General features: G+C 37.7%; 15 protein-coding genes. 3 read left to right on the top strand and 12 right to left on the bottom strand.

Annotation, left to right across the window (positions count from 1 at the left end):
• Nucleotides 1-64: 64 nt before the first annotated feature.
• Nucleotides 65-841: a non-homologous end joining protein Ku gene (ku, locus tag BXY41_RS06550; protein WP_104436027.1), complete on the top strand. Its 777-nt coding sequence runs from the start codon at nt 65-67 to the stop codon at nt 839-841.
• A complete protein-coding gene (locus tag BXY41_RS06545; RefSeq protein ID WP_104436026.1) occupies nt 841-1,764 on the top strand; it encodes an ATP-dependent DNA ligase in 924 nt (307 codons plus the stop codon). Before ku ends, BXY41_RS06545 begins: the two co-directional genes overlap by 1 nt.
• Before the next feature lie 40 nt (nt 1,765-1,804).
• On the opposite strand, the gene BXY41_RS06540 is transcribed toward BXY41_RS06545, so the two are convergent.
• The 10 genes from BXY41_RS06540 to BXY41_RS06495 all read right to left on the bottom strand — a co-directional run bounded on the left by BXY41_RS06540 (nt 1,805) and on the right by BXY41_RS06495 (nt 12,964).
• Nucleotides 1,805-2,371 carry a flavin reductase family protein gene (locus tag BXY41_RS06540; protein ID WP_104436025.1) on the bottom strand — a complete coding sequence of 189 codons (567 nt, stop codon included), beginning with the start codon at nt 2,369-2,371 and terminating at the stop codon, nt 1,805-1,807.
• Nucleotides 2,372-2,403: 32 nt separating this feature from the next.
• Nucleotides 2,404-2,919 (bottom strand): PadR family transcriptional regulator, encoded by a 516-nt coding sequence (locus tag BXY41_RS06535; RefSeq protein WP_104436024.1) that lies wholly within the window; start codon nt 2,917-2,919, stop codon nt 2,404-2,406.
• 28 nt (nt 2,920-2,947) lie between these two features.
• Nucleotides 2,948-3,778: a sialate O-acetylesterase gene (locus BXY41_RS06530; RefSeq protein WP_432765504.1), complete on the bottom strand. Its 831-nt coding sequence runs from the start codon at nt 3,776-3,778 to the stop codon at nt 2,948-2,950.
• A 182-nt stretch (nt 3,779-3,960) separates the two neighbouring features.
• A complete protein-coding gene (locus BXY41_RS06525; protein ID WP_104436022.1) occupies nt 3,961-4,797 on the bottom strand; it encodes an ABC transporter permease in 837 nt (278 codons plus the stop codon).
• 1 nt (nt 4,798) lies between these two features.
• Nucleotides 4,799-5,719: an ABC transporter ATP-binding protein gene (locus BXY41_RS06520; RefSeq protein WP_104436021.1), complete on the bottom strand. Its 921-nt coding sequence runs from the start codon at nt 5,717-5,719 to the stop codon at nt 4,799-4,801.
• Between the two features lie 308 nt (nt 5,720-6,027).
• Nucleotides 6,028-7,782 (bottom strand): glycoside hydrolase family 13 protein, encoded by a 1,755-nt coding sequence (locus BXY41_RS06515; RefSeq protein ID WP_104436020.1) that lies wholly within the window; start codon nt 7,780-7,782, stop codon nt 6,028-6,030.
• Nucleotides 7,782-8,624 (bottom strand): sugar ABC transporter permease, encoded by an 843-nt coding sequence (locus tag BXY41_RS06510; protein WP_104436019.1) that lies wholly within the window; start codon nt 8,622-8,624, stop codon nt 7,782-7,784. Before BXY41_RS06510 ends, BXY41_RS06515 begins: the two co-directional genes overlap by 1 nt.
• Complete coding sequence (locus BXY41_RS06505) at nt 8,621-9,511, bottom strand: carbohydrate ABC transporter permease (protein ID WP_104436018.1); 891 nt, start codon at nt 9,509-9,511, stop codon at nt 8,621-8,623. Before BXY41_RS06505 ends, BXY41_RS06510 begins: the two co-directional genes overlap by 4 nt.
• Before the next feature lie 182 nt (nt 9,512-9,693).
• Nucleotides 9,694-10,923, bottom strand: coding sequence for an extracellular solute-binding protein (locus BXY41_RS06500; protein ID WP_242980105.1), 1,230 nt, complete (start codon nt 10,921-10,923; stop codon nt 9,694-9,696).
• A 55-nt stretch (nt 10,924-10,978) separates the two neighbouring features.
• Nucleotides 10,979-12,964 (bottom strand): alpha-amylase family glycosyl hydrolase, encoded by a 1,986-nt coding sequence (locus BXY41_RS06495; RefSeq protein WP_104436016.1) that lies wholly within the window; start codon nt 12,962-12,964, stop codon nt 10,979-10,981.
• A 173-nt stretch (nt 12,965-13,137) separates the two neighbouring features.
• Between BXY41_RS06495 and BXY41_RS06490 the strand changes: the two genes are divergently transcribed.
• Entirely contained in the window at nt 13,138-14,166 is a 1,029-nt protein-coding gene (locus tag BXY41_RS06490; RefSeq protein ID WP_104436015.1) for a LacI family DNA-binding transcriptional regulator, read from the top strand.
• Nucleotides 14,167-14,287: 121 nt separating this feature from the next.
• Here BXY41_RS06490 and BXY41_RS06485 read toward each other — a convergent pair whose 3' ends face one another.
• On the bottom strand, nt 14,288-14,929 hold the full coding sequence (locus BXY41_RS06485; protein ID WP_104436014.1) for a GNAT family N-acetyltransferase: 642 nt from the start codon (nt 14,927-14,929) through the stop codon (nt 14,288-14,290).
• 44 nt (nt 14,930-14,973) lie between these two features.
• The gene (locus BXY41_RS06480) at nt 14,974-15,582 is read right to left on the bottom strand and encodes a hypothetical protein (RefSeq protein WP_104436013.1); all 609 of its coding nucleotides are present in this window, start codon (nt 15,580-15,582) and stop codon (nt 14,974-14,976) included.
• Between the last annotated feature and the right edge of the window lie 46 nt (nt 15,583-15,628).

The following is a 15,628-nucleotide window of genomic DNA, read 5'->3' as shown; positions in this document are numbered from 1 at the left end:
CACTCCGTAATGAATATTTTTATTCTTTTATCAAACAATAATAAAAATAAAAGGAGGCGTTACAATGGCCGTAGCTCATAAAAGTGCAATCAGTGTAGGAATGCTCTATATCCCCGTTGGATTATATAAAACCACGAAAGATATTTCTGTTAGTTTTAATCAGCTTTGTAAAGATACTCATGAACGGGTAAAATACAAAAAGATCTGTCCCTCCTGTAATAAAGAGGTGGAACCTGACGGAATCATTAAAGGTTATGAATATGAAAAGGGTAAGTATGTTACATTTACCGAGGATGAACTGGAAAAAATCAAGACCAAGAAAGATAAAACAATCCATATTGAGCATTTTGCAAAATTAACAGACGTGGATCAAATTTATTATGAGAAGAATTATTATGTTGTTCCTGAGCCGGGAGCAGAAAAAGCCTGTGAATTGCTGCGTCAGGCAATGCTGTCACAAAAGAAAGTTGGTATTGCAAAAACAGTAATCGGATCAACTGAGAATTTAATGGTTTTGTACCCGACGAAAGATGGAATTATTGCAAAGACCCTATTCTATCAGGCAGAAATTCAGGCAGTACCTGTTGCAACAGCCAAGGCGGAGGTAAATAAGGCAGAAATAGATATGGCGAAAACTTTAATTGATTCCATGACTTCCACATTCGATCCAGGCCTTTATCATGACGAATACCAGGAAAGACTGCGCCAGGCCATTGAAACAAAAATAGCAGGCAAAGAGATTGTAAACGCAGATACGGAAAGTCAGAATAATATCATTGACCTGATGGAAGCCATGAAGAGAACGGTTGAGATGGCAAAAGGTACAAAAGGGTTAGCCTGATGGATCTATTTGACAGTAAGAATGTAAGTCCCATGCTGATCTATGAGATGAAAGCCCCTTTTGACTCACCAGATCATATCTATGAGATAAAATGGGACGGAATTCGATGCATATCATTTTTAAGCGATAAAACTGATATGCGGAATAAAAGAAATAAATTAATGATACCTCTATTCCCGGAGTTGGAAGACTTATATAAACAGGTAAAAGTAAAGTGCATTCTGGACCATGAATTGCTAGTTCTTAGAAACGGAGTGCCCGATTTCTACGAAGTCCAGAAAAGAGCTTTAATGAGCAATCAGTTTAAAATTAAATTAGCTGCCAGTAAATATCCCGCCAGTATTATCGCCTACGATATCTTATATTACAAAGATAAAGATATCACCATGCTCCCACTTATGGAACGTAAGAAATATCTAGATGATGCGATTATTGAGAATCATCTGATCTCTGTCTCCCGATATGTTGAGAACAATGGAATTATGTTATTTAACCTTGTAAAAGAAAAAGGGTTAGAAGGAATTGTTGCAAAAAGAAAAGACAGCCTGTACTGGCCGGGGAATCGATCAAAAGATTGGATTAAGTGTAAAATAATGGCTTCAGATGATTGTGTTATCTGCGGTTATATACCAAAGGAAAATAACATGACCAGCCTTATACTGGGTCAATACGACGATGATCTATTAGTGTACAAGGGACATGTTACCCTGGGGGTAAGTCTCAGGATATTAAATGAGCATAAGTATCAGATTATTGACTATTCTCCTTTTGGCTATGTGCCCAAAGGTAACGAAGATGCTGTTTGGCTGGCGCCGGAACTGGTATGTATTGTTGAATCCATGCCAACCGAAAAAGACAGCTTCCGGCAGCCAGTTTTTAAAGGGATCAGAGACGATAAATTAGCAATCGAATGCAGGATATAAGCAGCCACTAAGACTTCTTATATCCTGTTTGCATATAAATTTACTCAATGTATCGTTCCCACTCACCCATCTCACCTAATTTCTTTCCAATGGAAAAATAATGATAAGGAGCATAGATTGCAGGTTTCAATTCGGTTAAATCAATTTTTTTCAGATCCATGGTTTCATATTTTTTATCAATTTGAATATTTTTTATCTCAGCCAGAAATAGATGGGCACCATCAAGCTCAATTATTTTGGATACTTCACATTCATATGCCCAGTGACATTCCTCTACGATAGGAACTTCCAGGCATTTTCCCCATTCATAGCTATAAGATACTTTGTTTTTCATGGCTTCCTCACCTTGCGTATTACCAAAGTAATCTGCAAGCCAGAGATTATCCTCAGTAATCATATTAGCAGAGAACATTTTATCCCGAAGTATGTTTGACTTGGTAAGCTTGCTTCCGCCTATGGTCATCATTAAATGTGGTGTCTTATCAAATGAAAATCCTATCCATGTGATAATACAAAAGTTTGGAGTGCCATTTTCGTTTTTTGTACCAATGATATACATTGGCTGTGGACTAAACACCCAATCCGGATTAATATTAACCTTCTCCATATATTTAGATACCCCCTTCTTAATACTGACCCCTAAAGCTCCATATCCTTTAACAGACCTTCAAACCACTGAACATTAACCAAGTGATGAGAACGTGAATTTTCCAGCATCTTTCTAAAATTATCAGAGATAGTTTTATCGTGCTGAATTGATTGTTCTAATAGCAATATTTTCTTTTTGGTTTCTTCAATTTGTATTTCTATTAATTTTTTCAGTTCATTATCATTATACTCATTACCAAATAACATGGCTATATAAAAGGATAAATTTATATAGTCGGTTTTAGAGCCATACTTGAACATCAGCTTTTCAAATTCCCGATTACCTGACTCAGTGATAATATAATTATTTGTCTCTCTTGTACTCTCTGACTGGTTAACTTTCTCAATATATTTTTTCTCTTCTAATTGTTGAAGATTGTAATAAAAGGATCCTTTGGTGAAATTAACAATATATTTATAATGTCTCTCTTCCATTAAGGATAATAATTCGTAACCGTGAGATCCGGGATTTTGTTTCAATAAACCTAAAATTAGTAATGGGATCAAGAAATACCTCCTCTAAAGAATGATTAATCTACATTACATGGGATATGAATTCCTCATATGATATTTTCCCCAATGCAAACTCCATACTTTTTATATAACTTTTTTCTGTTTTGGTATATGTTCTGGATTGAATAAGGCTTAACAGTTCATTCTCATTCATCAATGGCTCTGATACATGATGCTTATTAGAAAATGCATCAAAGTATCGTACCCCAAATTTCCTTTGAGAAATTGAATCAAAATGTATCCCATCATGATTTGATGTTAAACCTTTTGCAGTGACAAAGTAACAATTATCTTGTTCAAATGCAAATCTTTCTAATTCCTGATTAACATATTTAAATTCCGTACAACTTTTCCCAAACCCTTCTTTGCCCAAAAAATCACCTAACCCGCCAATGATAATTGGAATATTGGGGACATTTAACTCTTTTCTTAGCGTCTCAATGATTAATAACAATTTATCATAATATACTTTGTAGTTTCCATTAGAGCTGTCGCTTTCTCCCTGATGCCACAATATTCCCGCTAAATCACTGCTTTGCATCGCAAATTTAGCTTCTGTTACGGCATGTTTAAATAGTACCCCGTCAACAGCCCACTCATCCAGCATGCTGCCACCTTCCGCACAGGGAATCAGACCAATCACATCTTCCTGATTCTGACGACACCACATATCAGCGAAAGAACCAGCAAGGCTTATTCCTGAAACAGGACGATCATAATTAATGGGTTCGGTCATCATCTGCCATCTGCCATTACGTAACATCTGTATTCTTTCATTATAAATCGGCGCCACCTCATGAACAAAACCTCGTCCAGCCATATTAGACTGCCCGATCATTAAAAAAGATTTCATTATTGTTTATCCTCTCTTTTGTTTATAATTATTCAATACACTATTAGTCTAATTAGACTATTCCCCTGAAACAATTATAGCCTGATTAAACCAGATGTCAACTGGTATGTAATTGGTAACTGATATAAAAAAACAAGCCTTGAGGCGATATCCCCCAAGGCTTGTTATAACCAGACTATTTGTTATCCCCAAAGCGCATTCGCATCGGTGGCACTTCGGTTCAAACGGGAAAAATCTGTCTTAACAAAGGATATAGTTGAAAGAAGCAGGAACACCAAACCAATGACCAGAATAACTCCAAACGTCATAATCGGAGTAATTGCATACCCATTTATTTCAACTACCAAACCTTCTTTAATCAGTTCGGAAACAGGAAGATTCCCTTTTTCCAAGACGATCATTCTAAAAAATGCTGTGGCATAAGTCATTGGATTAAGGTAAGCTACAAACTTTAAAGAGCCTGGCAGCATGGACAATGGAACATAGGCACCGGACAGAAATGTGAGGGGCATCGTTACTGCTGTTTTGACGATCTGGAATGTCTGACCGTTGCGTACCTTCGTGGCTAAAAATAACCCAACGCCAGAAAATACGATGCCGATAAAAATCATGGAAGCGAGCACCAACAGAGGAGTTTTCCAGCTGGTAAACTTTATACCAATAAATAAACCAATTACCAGGATCAGGATACCCTGTAAGGTGGCTACCGTTGCTGCAGACAGTAATTGTCCCATCGCAACATAAACTCTCTTTGCAGGGGAGACCAAAACTTCTTTCATGAAACCACTGACCATATCATCAACCGTTGAAGACGCAAGGTTTAGCGCACTTTCAAAAACAGTGGTGATAATAACACCGGAAAGCATGTAAGCGATGGGATTTTCTATGAAATCATTTTTAAATATTGCACCAAACACATATACAAAGAAAAAAGGAAATATGAGCGAAAATATTAACCCGGTTTTATTTCGTACAAATGCTTTTAACCCTCTTTTCCATAAGGCGAGTACTGTATTCATATTACCCCTCCTCCCTGATCTTTTTTCCTGTTATCTCTAAAAACACATCATTAAAGGTTCCTTTTTTAATTTCAATATTGGTAATGTGCTCCTTATGAACGCTTAACACCTCCAGCAGGCGGTCCAGATACTCTGCTTCCACCTTATAATAACCATCTTTTTTTGAATAGTTTAATTGATGCTCCGTCAGCAGGCGTTTAAACTCTTCTTCATCATTTGTATTGATATAAGCTTTATCCTTCGTATACATTTTCTTCAATGCGTAAGGAGTATCATGTGCTACAATTACCCCGCCATCCATTATCGCTATCTTATTGCAGATCTCGGCTTCTTCCATGTAATGGGTGGTTAGAAAGATTGTAATGTTTCTTTCTTTCTGAAGCTTCATAATATATTCCCATATATGTGCCCTGGTCTGGGGATCCAGCCCTGTTGTTGGCTCATCAAGGAATAAAACCTTCGGATAATGCACCAGGCCTCTGGCAATCTCAACACGCCGTTTCATTCCTCCCGATAAAGCGGAAACCATTTTCTTTCTTTCATTTGTTAAATCCACCAGATTGAGAACAAACTTAATTCGTTCATCCACTTCCTTGTTTGGAATGTTATAAAATACACAGTGCATTTTTAAATTCTCTTCAATGGTCATTTTCGCATCAAGAGTGGAATCCTGAAATACAACTCCAATGGAAGACCGTACCTCGCTTTTTTGCCTGCTCACATCTTTTCCATCGATCAATAACGTACCGGAAGTTTTTTCAAAAATGGTACATAACGTATTTATGGTTGTGCTTTTTCCAGCACCATTTGGTCCCAGAAATGCAAATACACTGCCTTCTTCCACATCAAAAGAGATATCATTTACTGCGATAAAGTCACCATATTTTTTTGTGAAGTTTTTAACCTGAATGATTGGATTCATAGTTTTATCTCCTTATTGCTGATTGTAGTAAAGTGTAATTTAGTATAACTAATATGACGAAGCAAACACAGCGTTATCATCAACGAAAAGCCCCTATTTTATACAGTGCTCCAGTGTCACTAAAAAAATTTAAGCTGCAATTACTATGAAACGCAGCAAGAATACTGCTATATTATCATAATAAAATATCATTTACAACAGAGAAAGTGTACCATGCAATTCCCCTGGTATCTTGTTGACCAATCAAAAAAACGATACCCTGCCATTGATGATTTGAACAAATGGCAAGATACCGCTTTCCATTAAATCTATAAATATAGTTTATATCCCATTGCTTCCAGAAGCTCTTCATTTTCTGTGGAGGCAAGAATCATATTTTTATCCCCTCTATTCCACTCCTGATCCATTTCTGAAACATTCAGACTTACAAATAATCTTCCCTTTCTTCCATCTCTCACAAAAGTCAACACTCGTTCATCGGTTTCTTTCCATAATACTTCATAGGAAGTGTCTTTCTCTATATATTCTTTTCTTATCTCTATGATCTTCTGCACAAATTCATATAGTTGTGGATTTTGGTTCCATACCATGGGATTCCTGTATTCATGTTCCTTCATTCCGCAAATTGCCTGTTCATCGCCGTAAAATAAGCTGGGGACCCCCGGGAACAGCATAAGAAGGATACAAGCTAATTTCCATTTTCCCAGTTCACCCCTGCAAAGAGATAAAAATCTGGGTACATCATGGCTATCCAGAAGATTCAGCTGCCCGTTTACAAGATTGGTAGGGTAACGAAGCCTCATCTGTTCCAGCTGTTTGGCAGCTGTTATCGCATTTTTATTATCACCGATGATGTGATCACGGCAAATTCGTCTGAATTCGTAATTCATGGTTGAATCAAAGATATCTCCCCGAAGCCAGCTTTCTGCATTCTCCCACACTTCGCCAATGAGGATTGCTTCCTTATTTTCTTTTTTTACTGCTTCCCTGAACTTTCTCCAAAAAATTCGGTCGATTTCATTTGCTACGTCTAGTCGCCATCCATCTATCTGATACTCACGAATCCAATAAGTACCTACATTGGCAAAATACTTTTGCACCTCTTCATTTGAAGTGTTTAGTTTGGGCATCTTAGGCTCATAAGCAAAGCAGGCATAACCAGGTTTTTCTTTTTCCGACTGCGGCCGGCAAACCGGAAACTTTAAGTCATAAAACCAATCAATATATTTTGAATTTTCTCCCTTTTCCATAACATCTTCAAAGGCAAAAAATTCCCAGCTGCAATGATTAAATACACCATCTATAATGATCTTCATCTCTCGTTTGTGAATTTCTTCCACTAAGTGTTTAAATTCCTCATTGGTTCCAAAACACGGATCAATGTGATAATAATCAATGGTATCATACTTGTGGTATTCTCCTGCTGCAAATATGGGATTAAAATAAATGCAGTTAACGCCAAGTGCCTGGATATAATCCAGATTTTTTATAACTTCTTTTAGCGTTCCTCCTAATCTTGATCTACAGACCTTTCCATTTTCTAATACCACTTCCTTTGGCTGTGTAAGCGAACCAGATTCCTCACCGACAAAGCTATCGGGAAATATATTATAGACAACAGCCTTCTTAAACCAGGCTGGCACATCTGGTATTTCATTTCTTAATATGTAGGGGTACTGATAATACTCGCTTCTTTCTTCCATAATGTTACGTTCAAAATAAAGAATTGCAAGTTCATTTGAAAAACGTTCTGAGTAATAATAAGTCCACTCTCCTTCATTTTGCAGCTTAAAATAATAACATACACGGGTATATGGTGTTTCAAAGGTCGCTTCATAATAATCAAAAAATTCATCCCTTGCTTTTATTTCCATCTGAATTTCTTCAAAAACGACGGGTGTTACAGGGCAAGCCCGATCACCATAGTATAAGGTACACGCTGAAACATTGTCCTTTTTTGTTCGTATTCTTATGGTCAATCTATGTTCCGAATTGGCAAATGCATAATTTGATAACGGAATATGCAAAACAGCCTCATGATTTATTTTCATGTTGTTTTTCATTATCCTTTCACTCCTCCTGTAGTCAATCCTGATACCATATATTTTTGTATGGAAAAAAACAGGATCAAAATAGGTACTGAAACTAAAATTGCGGCTGCTGAAAATAACGACCAGCTTCTGCTGTAATCATTGGCCTGAAGCTGATAGAGACCGCCTGCAAGGTTATAGTTCTCCTCTTTCATTATAAATGTAGTTGCAAACAGATACTCGTTCCATACAAAAATCAATACCATGACAGCAGTCACAATAATGGAAGGTCTGGCAAGGGGTAATATGATCTTCCATATGATTTGTCCTGAACTTCCGCCATCAATTCTTGCAGATTCTTCAATTTCGATAGGAATGGTATCGAAGTAACCTTTCATATTCCAGATACTGAATATACACATGCTTCCCGCATAAATCAGGATTAAACCAATGTAATTATTTAATAGATTCATGTTTTTAAATAATCTAAATATAGCAAACATCGATAAAATTTGTGGAAACGCATTCAAAATTAACAATAGCTTTAACATCTCATTTCTCCCCCGAAACCGAAATCGGGAAAATGCATACGACGCTGTCACCGAAGTTCCCATTGCAAGTATCATGGTCCCAAGACTAAGAACGACTGAATTCTTAAGCCAAATAAGAAATGGCTCCTCCACCAGGATGGCTTTATAATTTTTTAAGGTAGGACTCTGGGGAAGTAAGAATCCGTTTCCAAATGCAGAACTATCACTGCTTACGGAAAGCAAAAATGCATATAGAATAGGAATTAAAGTAATAAAACATAACAATACAAAAAATACATTTAAGATACTTAAACGGGCTATGCGTCTTGCTGTTTTTATTCTCATACGTGTTCCTCCCGAATGCCTCGATTGACAAATAAAGAAAATAGAATAATAAATCCAAAAATCACAATTGATACAGCGGAAGAAAGACCATAATTATTAGATACAAACGCATTTTGGTGCGCATAGGTAATAACTGTCTGAAGAGTTGCTCCTGTAAGAGAGCCCTTTTGCATCGTTAATAAATAGATAATGTCAAACTGCTTAAAGGTGGTAAATGTCGTCATAATTATGGAAGGAGCTAATATGGGCTTAATGCATGGTATTGTGATATATAAATTTTGAGCCCACCATCCGCCTCCATCTAATCTTGCACTTTCATAATAGCTGATATCCACACTCTGCAACGCCCCATCCATCATCATAATGAGAAATGGCAGCGCCATCCATAAGTTTAACACCATACAAGAGATAAAAGCCGGAATGTTTTCAGATAAAAAGTCCATGCTGGATAGCCCCAGCGCAGAACGTATTTTATTCAACAAACCATACTGCGGATTATAAATACCTACTCTCCATAATAAAATGGATATATAAGCCGGCATCGCCCAAGGAAACATCAGGAGTGTTTTATAAAGTCTCGCCAGTTTTAGCCCTTTTGCATTCAATCCCAGTGCAATCAAATAGGCAGCCAAAATCTGTATGACCATATTTAAAACGGTCCAAATGATTGTAGTTAATAATGCAGACATAAAACCTGAATCCAGTTTGGTTAATGCACGTCTATAATTATCCAAGACTATAAATTCATAGTCCGTCCAATGATACAGATTCATATTTGTAAACGAAATATATATGGTATATATAATGGGAAATACTACAATTAATCCGATTAATATGATTGAGGGAAAACTATATTCCCATGGAAGAATTTTATTTTTCTTGTTCATAAATTGCCTACTCCTATATCCCCAATCTGCAGCAATCTATCCTATAAAGGACAGGTAGGTGTCTCTACATAATCGTAAGACAAGTTTTCTACTGTATGACCGATTAACTATATAAAACAAGTTAACCGGTCATACAAAGAGCTAAAAAACACCCTCTGCTAACTTCCTACGTACATACACTTTTATTGCATATCTGCAATTGCAGTCTCTGCCTGCTTTTGATATTCATCCGCAACGCTGTTTAAATCTTTGCCAGATTTATTAACTGCCGCAAGAAGTGATTCTGCCGGTCCCCACATTACGCTCATTTGGGGAATGTTTGGCATTGGCTGGGCAGTATCAGCAGTCTTTCTCATAGCAGCTATCATTTCATCCTTTGACACCGTTGGATTTTCATAGGATTTTTGATTCGCAGGAGCGCATCTGGAGTTTTCAGCCAGATCAATTCCAAGCTGGGGTTCAGCAATTTCTTTCAGCACCTTTTCCACCGCATCCTTTTTAGTTTCGGCTGCATGCTTCATAACACCAACTCCCTGCACACCTGAATATGGCACCAGTGTATTACCGTTTGGCAGTTTGAAATCACATAAGGATTTTATTCCATAATTGATTTTAGCTTCTTTCACACCTGATATCAGCCATGGTCCGCCAATAATTGCTGCGGCTTTTCCGTCTTTAAACAGGGCATTCACCGTATTATAGTCCCCGTCCGCTTCTAATTTTGCAAACTTTTTATTATATTCAATTGCCTCCATGGTCTTTTTATCATTTAGTCCTGGCTTCGCCTGCTCATTGATAATGAACCCGCCAAATCCGTTTATAAAGGGAGCTACATTATAAGCAGTTGAATGTTGGTTCACCAAAGCATAAGTTCCTGTAGTGGCATCTGTATGGTTCTTCATGTAGGAATAAAGTTCTTCTGTGGTGGAAGGCACTTCTCCCTCCCACAAATCCTTATTATAAATAAAAAGCAGTGTTTCAAAGTAGACAGGCATCAGGTATTGAGCATCCTTATAATTCCCTGCTTTCAGCGTCATGGGAAGCATATCCGCATAAACGGTTTTATCAATCACATCCGTAATTGGTGCCAAAGCCCCCATTTCCACAAACATTCCAAGAGAATCATGGGCATACATATAAAGATCCGGTCCATTCACCTCATCGCTTCCATATAGCTTAATCTGATCTGTTAACCCGCTCTTTTGCTCGAATTTTACATTGATTCCATCATCACTTAAAGCCTCATTTAGATGATCTTCCATCAGCTGTATCATTGCCTTATCTCCATCATGCCAGATACGGATGGTATTGAGTGCTTCCTTATTCCCCTGCTTTGCTGCAACGCTGTCCGTATTTTTACTACATCCTGTAAACATTGCTGCAGTCATTGCAATACACAAAATCAGTGCCATCTTCTTCAATTCTCATGCCCTCCATTCAAAATTTAAAAACTATGTTACGAATCTCTTACCAGTCTATATTCACTGTTCCTGCCCCCGACGCTGGCACCGTAAAGCTGCGATTATCTCCACTTTGCCAAATGACATTTCCTGCCGCATTCTTCTTAATTGCTTTAAACTCAATTTTCTGACCTGCCGGAATATATACGGTTAAAATCCACTCTGGATAATTGGGACAGGCCGCAGGCCCTGCTGCTTTGCTTGGATCCCAGTTACCAAGTTCAGCACAGTTCCCTAGAATATAAACATTCTGTCCCCAGTCCGTAGACGTATTGCGAATATGAATGGTCACGGGAATGGTATCACCTGCATTTTCATCAGCCACATATATTTTAGAGGTGTCTCCGGTAAGGGTTATTGTAACTTTCTTATCTTGGGATACGGTTATTTTATCATTGGGATTCATTACATTTACTAACGTAGTCCCTGCCTTTATGGAACTTTCGGCACGTATTGACATCGTTTCAGTATCCGTTCCTTTTGAATTATGAAACGCACAAATTAATTCCTGTCCAGCATTCTTTCCGCTATCCATTCTTCTTGAAAACGCATAAGTATGCATGGAAGTCCACATCTCACGTTGTGTTCCAAAGCTTAAAGCTTCATATTTTTCCCGAAGATCATTTAAAGTCCGGATAAGCTTATATGTATTGGTGGATGTGTTAAAATAATCTTTTATTACATTGCCATTTTGATCTTTTGTTACCATGGACCAACGATTCCAGGTATCTGCAATCCCATTAATCCCCTGACCATTGGCATTTCCTCTGTTTTGCTCTGTTCCCTGGAAGACCACCGGGGTTCCCCTTGCTGTAAATATAAACGTTAACGCATTATGGAGTTTATCAACATCACCCCCAGCTTCTGTCAGAAAACGATTTCTGTCGTGATTATCAATAAATGTAACCATATCATTCAGGTGAGTGCCATAAAGATAATCCTGTGCCAAAATGGATTGAAGTGAGATTTCCGATGTGTTGTTAAAATTCTTACCATATGCAAAATCATTTACAATAGCCTGAAAAAGAGGAAAATCAAGCATACCTGTTTCAGCGTTATCTCCAACCCAATCTTTAATAAATTCCACATGCATATCAAAGTTCTCGCCAAAGGTTACAACTCCCAAATATTCCTGTAATTCATGAATATCAGATGGTTTCATACATTTTGCCGCATCCACTCTGGCCCCATCTGCCCCGGTATAGGTAAACCAGTTTTTTATAGAGTCGAACATTGCACCCTTGGCATCTTTATTATCAAAGTCAATATCATCCAGTCCACCCAGATCATGATCTTCAAGCATCTGTGTGCTTGTTGATGTATGAGGATGCTCTATGTTAAAGTTGATATCTCCTTTATTGTGATACCATGAGACATTATTAAACGGCGCCGCAGGCTGTAACTGAGTGCCCTCCTTTAATCCTGTACCGTTGGTATAATGTGCATTGCTTCCGATTCCCTGCAGATAATCTCCTACATGATTGGGAACTACATCAAAAATGACCTTAATTCCGTTTTCATGGCAAATGTTTACTAATTCCTTTAGCTTATCCTTGCTGGCCTGTGGATCTTTTGAACCGAAATAACGATTGGCCCGGTTGGGATCAAATACATTATAGCCATGATAGGCAGTTGGCCACTGTTTGCCACTGGAATCCGGTATTCCCCATAGCTGTGGGTCAGATACCGGTGAAATCCAGATTGCGGTATATCCCATTTCCCTAATGTAAGAAATCTTATCTATGATTCCCTGCCAGTCACCACCGTGCATATAACGATAATCTTCTTCTGAGTTCTCTGCATATCGAAAAGCTTCTCCAGTTGCATTATTCGTTTTATCCCCATCATAAAAACGATCAACCATAATCTGATAAATAGACTCTCCCCGTAGACTATCGGCTGCATTTACCTCCATTGGAGGTAACAGAGGCATTGTCATAATAAAACAAAGTACAAAGCTTACAATACGTTTTAAGATCTTTTTCAATACCATTTCCCCTTCCTTCTCCATTCTTGATATGTAGTTTACTGTTTTATAAAATACCGGTATTTATAAGCAAATTATAACAATGTCACTCCTAATAACAAAGTTTTTTTATACATATTGCTTGATTTTTTTAGGTAAACGATATACTATTCTAATGGAGTTTAAGAAAGGGGTGTCCAATGGCTGTTACAATAAAAGATGTTGCCAGGGAAGCCGGAGTATCCACGGCTACGGTATCTAAAATACTGAACAACAAGCCTTATATTTCAGAAAGTACGACTCAGCGTGTCATGGAAGTAATGAAGCGTCTCAATTATCATCCCAATGCACAAGCCAGTAATTTCAAATGCAAACGTACTGGCAACATTATCTTTCTTGCTGTTACGGAAATACATACTGCCTTTTATAATCCTCACATGTTTGAAATTCTATGCGGTGCGCAAAATGTAATCCGGGACAAAAACTATAATCTGTCTTTCCTGGGCGTATCTGACAAACAAGATGCTTTTGATTCAGCAAATAAAATCGTTGGTTGTAACACAGCTGATGGTATTTTGATCCATGGTTCTGCCACTTCAAGGGCATTGGTTGACTTTTTATCTAAAAACAACTTTCCACACATTATTATCGGGAGGCCCCCATTTGCCAGTCCCTCTTCCTGGATCGATACCAATAATCGTGTTTCCGGACAAATGGCAATGGAATATTTGGAAAAATGCGGCTATTCTCAGATCGCTTTTATCGGAGGACCTAAAAGCGATGAAATATCAAGGCACCGCCTGCAAGGTTTTGTATCGTATATGAATATTAATGGACTCACCATACAAGATGATTTTATAAAATACGGTACCTATACAAAAGAAAGCGGATTTTTAATGATGGAAGAACTCCTAAGTCAGCCCACTCTCCCCGATGCCGTTATCTGTGAAAATAATCAGATTGCAATGGGGGCCGTTGGGGCAATAGAAAAACATCAATTATCCATACCAAAGGATATGGGACTTATTACATTTGACGATTATCCTCTCTCACAGCTCATTGACCCTCCTCTGACTGTGATTGATATAGATGTCCATGAAATGGGGAAACAGGCGGCCTCTATCTTATTGAGGAAGATTAAGAATCCGGGGCTTCAAGTTCAATCCTTTGTAACTCTTCCTAATCTGATCGTTCGATCATCAACGAAAAATAAAAACCAGGTGCCATAATTCCTCTTTAGCTGCAATATATCCCAATATAAAACAAATGCATCTTGAATGGGCTTTTAATAGCTTTCTCAAGATGCATTTGTTTTTATAATTCCATTATGTTCATTATAATTCCATGACTTTAAACAATTCTTGAATGACTGTGAATATAAAACTCTTCCTGACTTGGTTGGAATTTCTTTTCCATTTTTTCAAAATTCGTATCAAACTGCTCTGCCGCTCTTTCATCTACCTCATAGACTTCGCTTTCGACATAACGCCACTTTCTCTTGTCCAGGAACCCCTCCGTTAACTCCTTTACCATCATGGCTGCCGGATAAATGCCTTCTCTAACGTAAACATCAAATTTTTTACAACTTTTAAATCCACGGGAAACGTAGTTATCCGGATTTCCAAAAATTACGATCACATCGTAGGACATTTCTTTTGCCTTTGCAAAGGAGTATTCAAGCAGGACTTTTCCATATCCCTTTCTTTGGAAGTCAGGATGAATACTTAAGGGCCCGAAGGTAAGTATCTGCTTTTCACAGTTTTCCTCATCTACCAGCTTTGCCTTGGTATACATGATATTTCCGATAATGCGATTGTCTTTTTCAAGGACAAGATCAAGTTCAGGTATGAAATCCGGATGATTTCTCATGACATGTACCATATAATGTTCACTGCATCCCGGAACATTTAAATTCCAAAAGGCCTTTCTGGTTAAATCCTCCACATTCCAGTGATCCTTTGCCTGTTCAATTCTAATGGTATAGTTCTCTATGAGTTCTCTATGTTGTTCATTTTATCCCCCTCAAAAATTATTTTTTAATTTTCAATGTTTATTCGATACCAGTTTTCTTTAATTTTTACATCGGTTCTTTGATCATAATCATATTCCAGCAATAAATTCGTTTCAATCTCCTCGTCCTCTGAATAAACGATAAATTCAGATGCCCCGAAACGAATTGCATATTGTAGAAAAGCCACATCCTCATGTCCACTTTTCCCCCCTACAGAATAGGCCATATCTTCCTTATTATCTCCTCTGTGGATTTTATCAACGACTTTTTGATACCTGCTAATCTGTAAATCTGTTTTATAACTTGTCAGCAAAGGTGATATATATGGTTCTACCAGCCAGCTGCCAGCAATGAGTACGAACGATAAGCAAACAGATCCCAGACCTTTTATTAAATATGATTTTTGTCTCCGGTTCATAATCACCTGCACGATAATTATTATAAGTAGAACGGGAACAATTATAATAGATGTAATCAGGGTCAGAGTCGTCAGGATTGCAGCAAGTGTACTAACGGCTGCTAAAATAAGTGATATGCTATGTACGGTCGCAAAACATACCAGGAAGATTCCCGGTATCGAATATACTTTCTCTATTTGTATCGGTTTTCTTAGAAAATCACTATTTTGATCCATTTGCTATCTATATTCCTTATCTTAATTTAGAAGGTATTCTTCTAAT

Source organism: Lacrimispora xylanisolvens, assembly GCF_002934545.1.
GTDB lineage: Bacteria > Bacillota > Clostridia > Lachnospirales > Lachnospiraceae > Lacrimispora > Lacrimispora xylanisolvens.
This window is presented reverse-complemented; position numbering and strand designations above follow the sequence as displayed.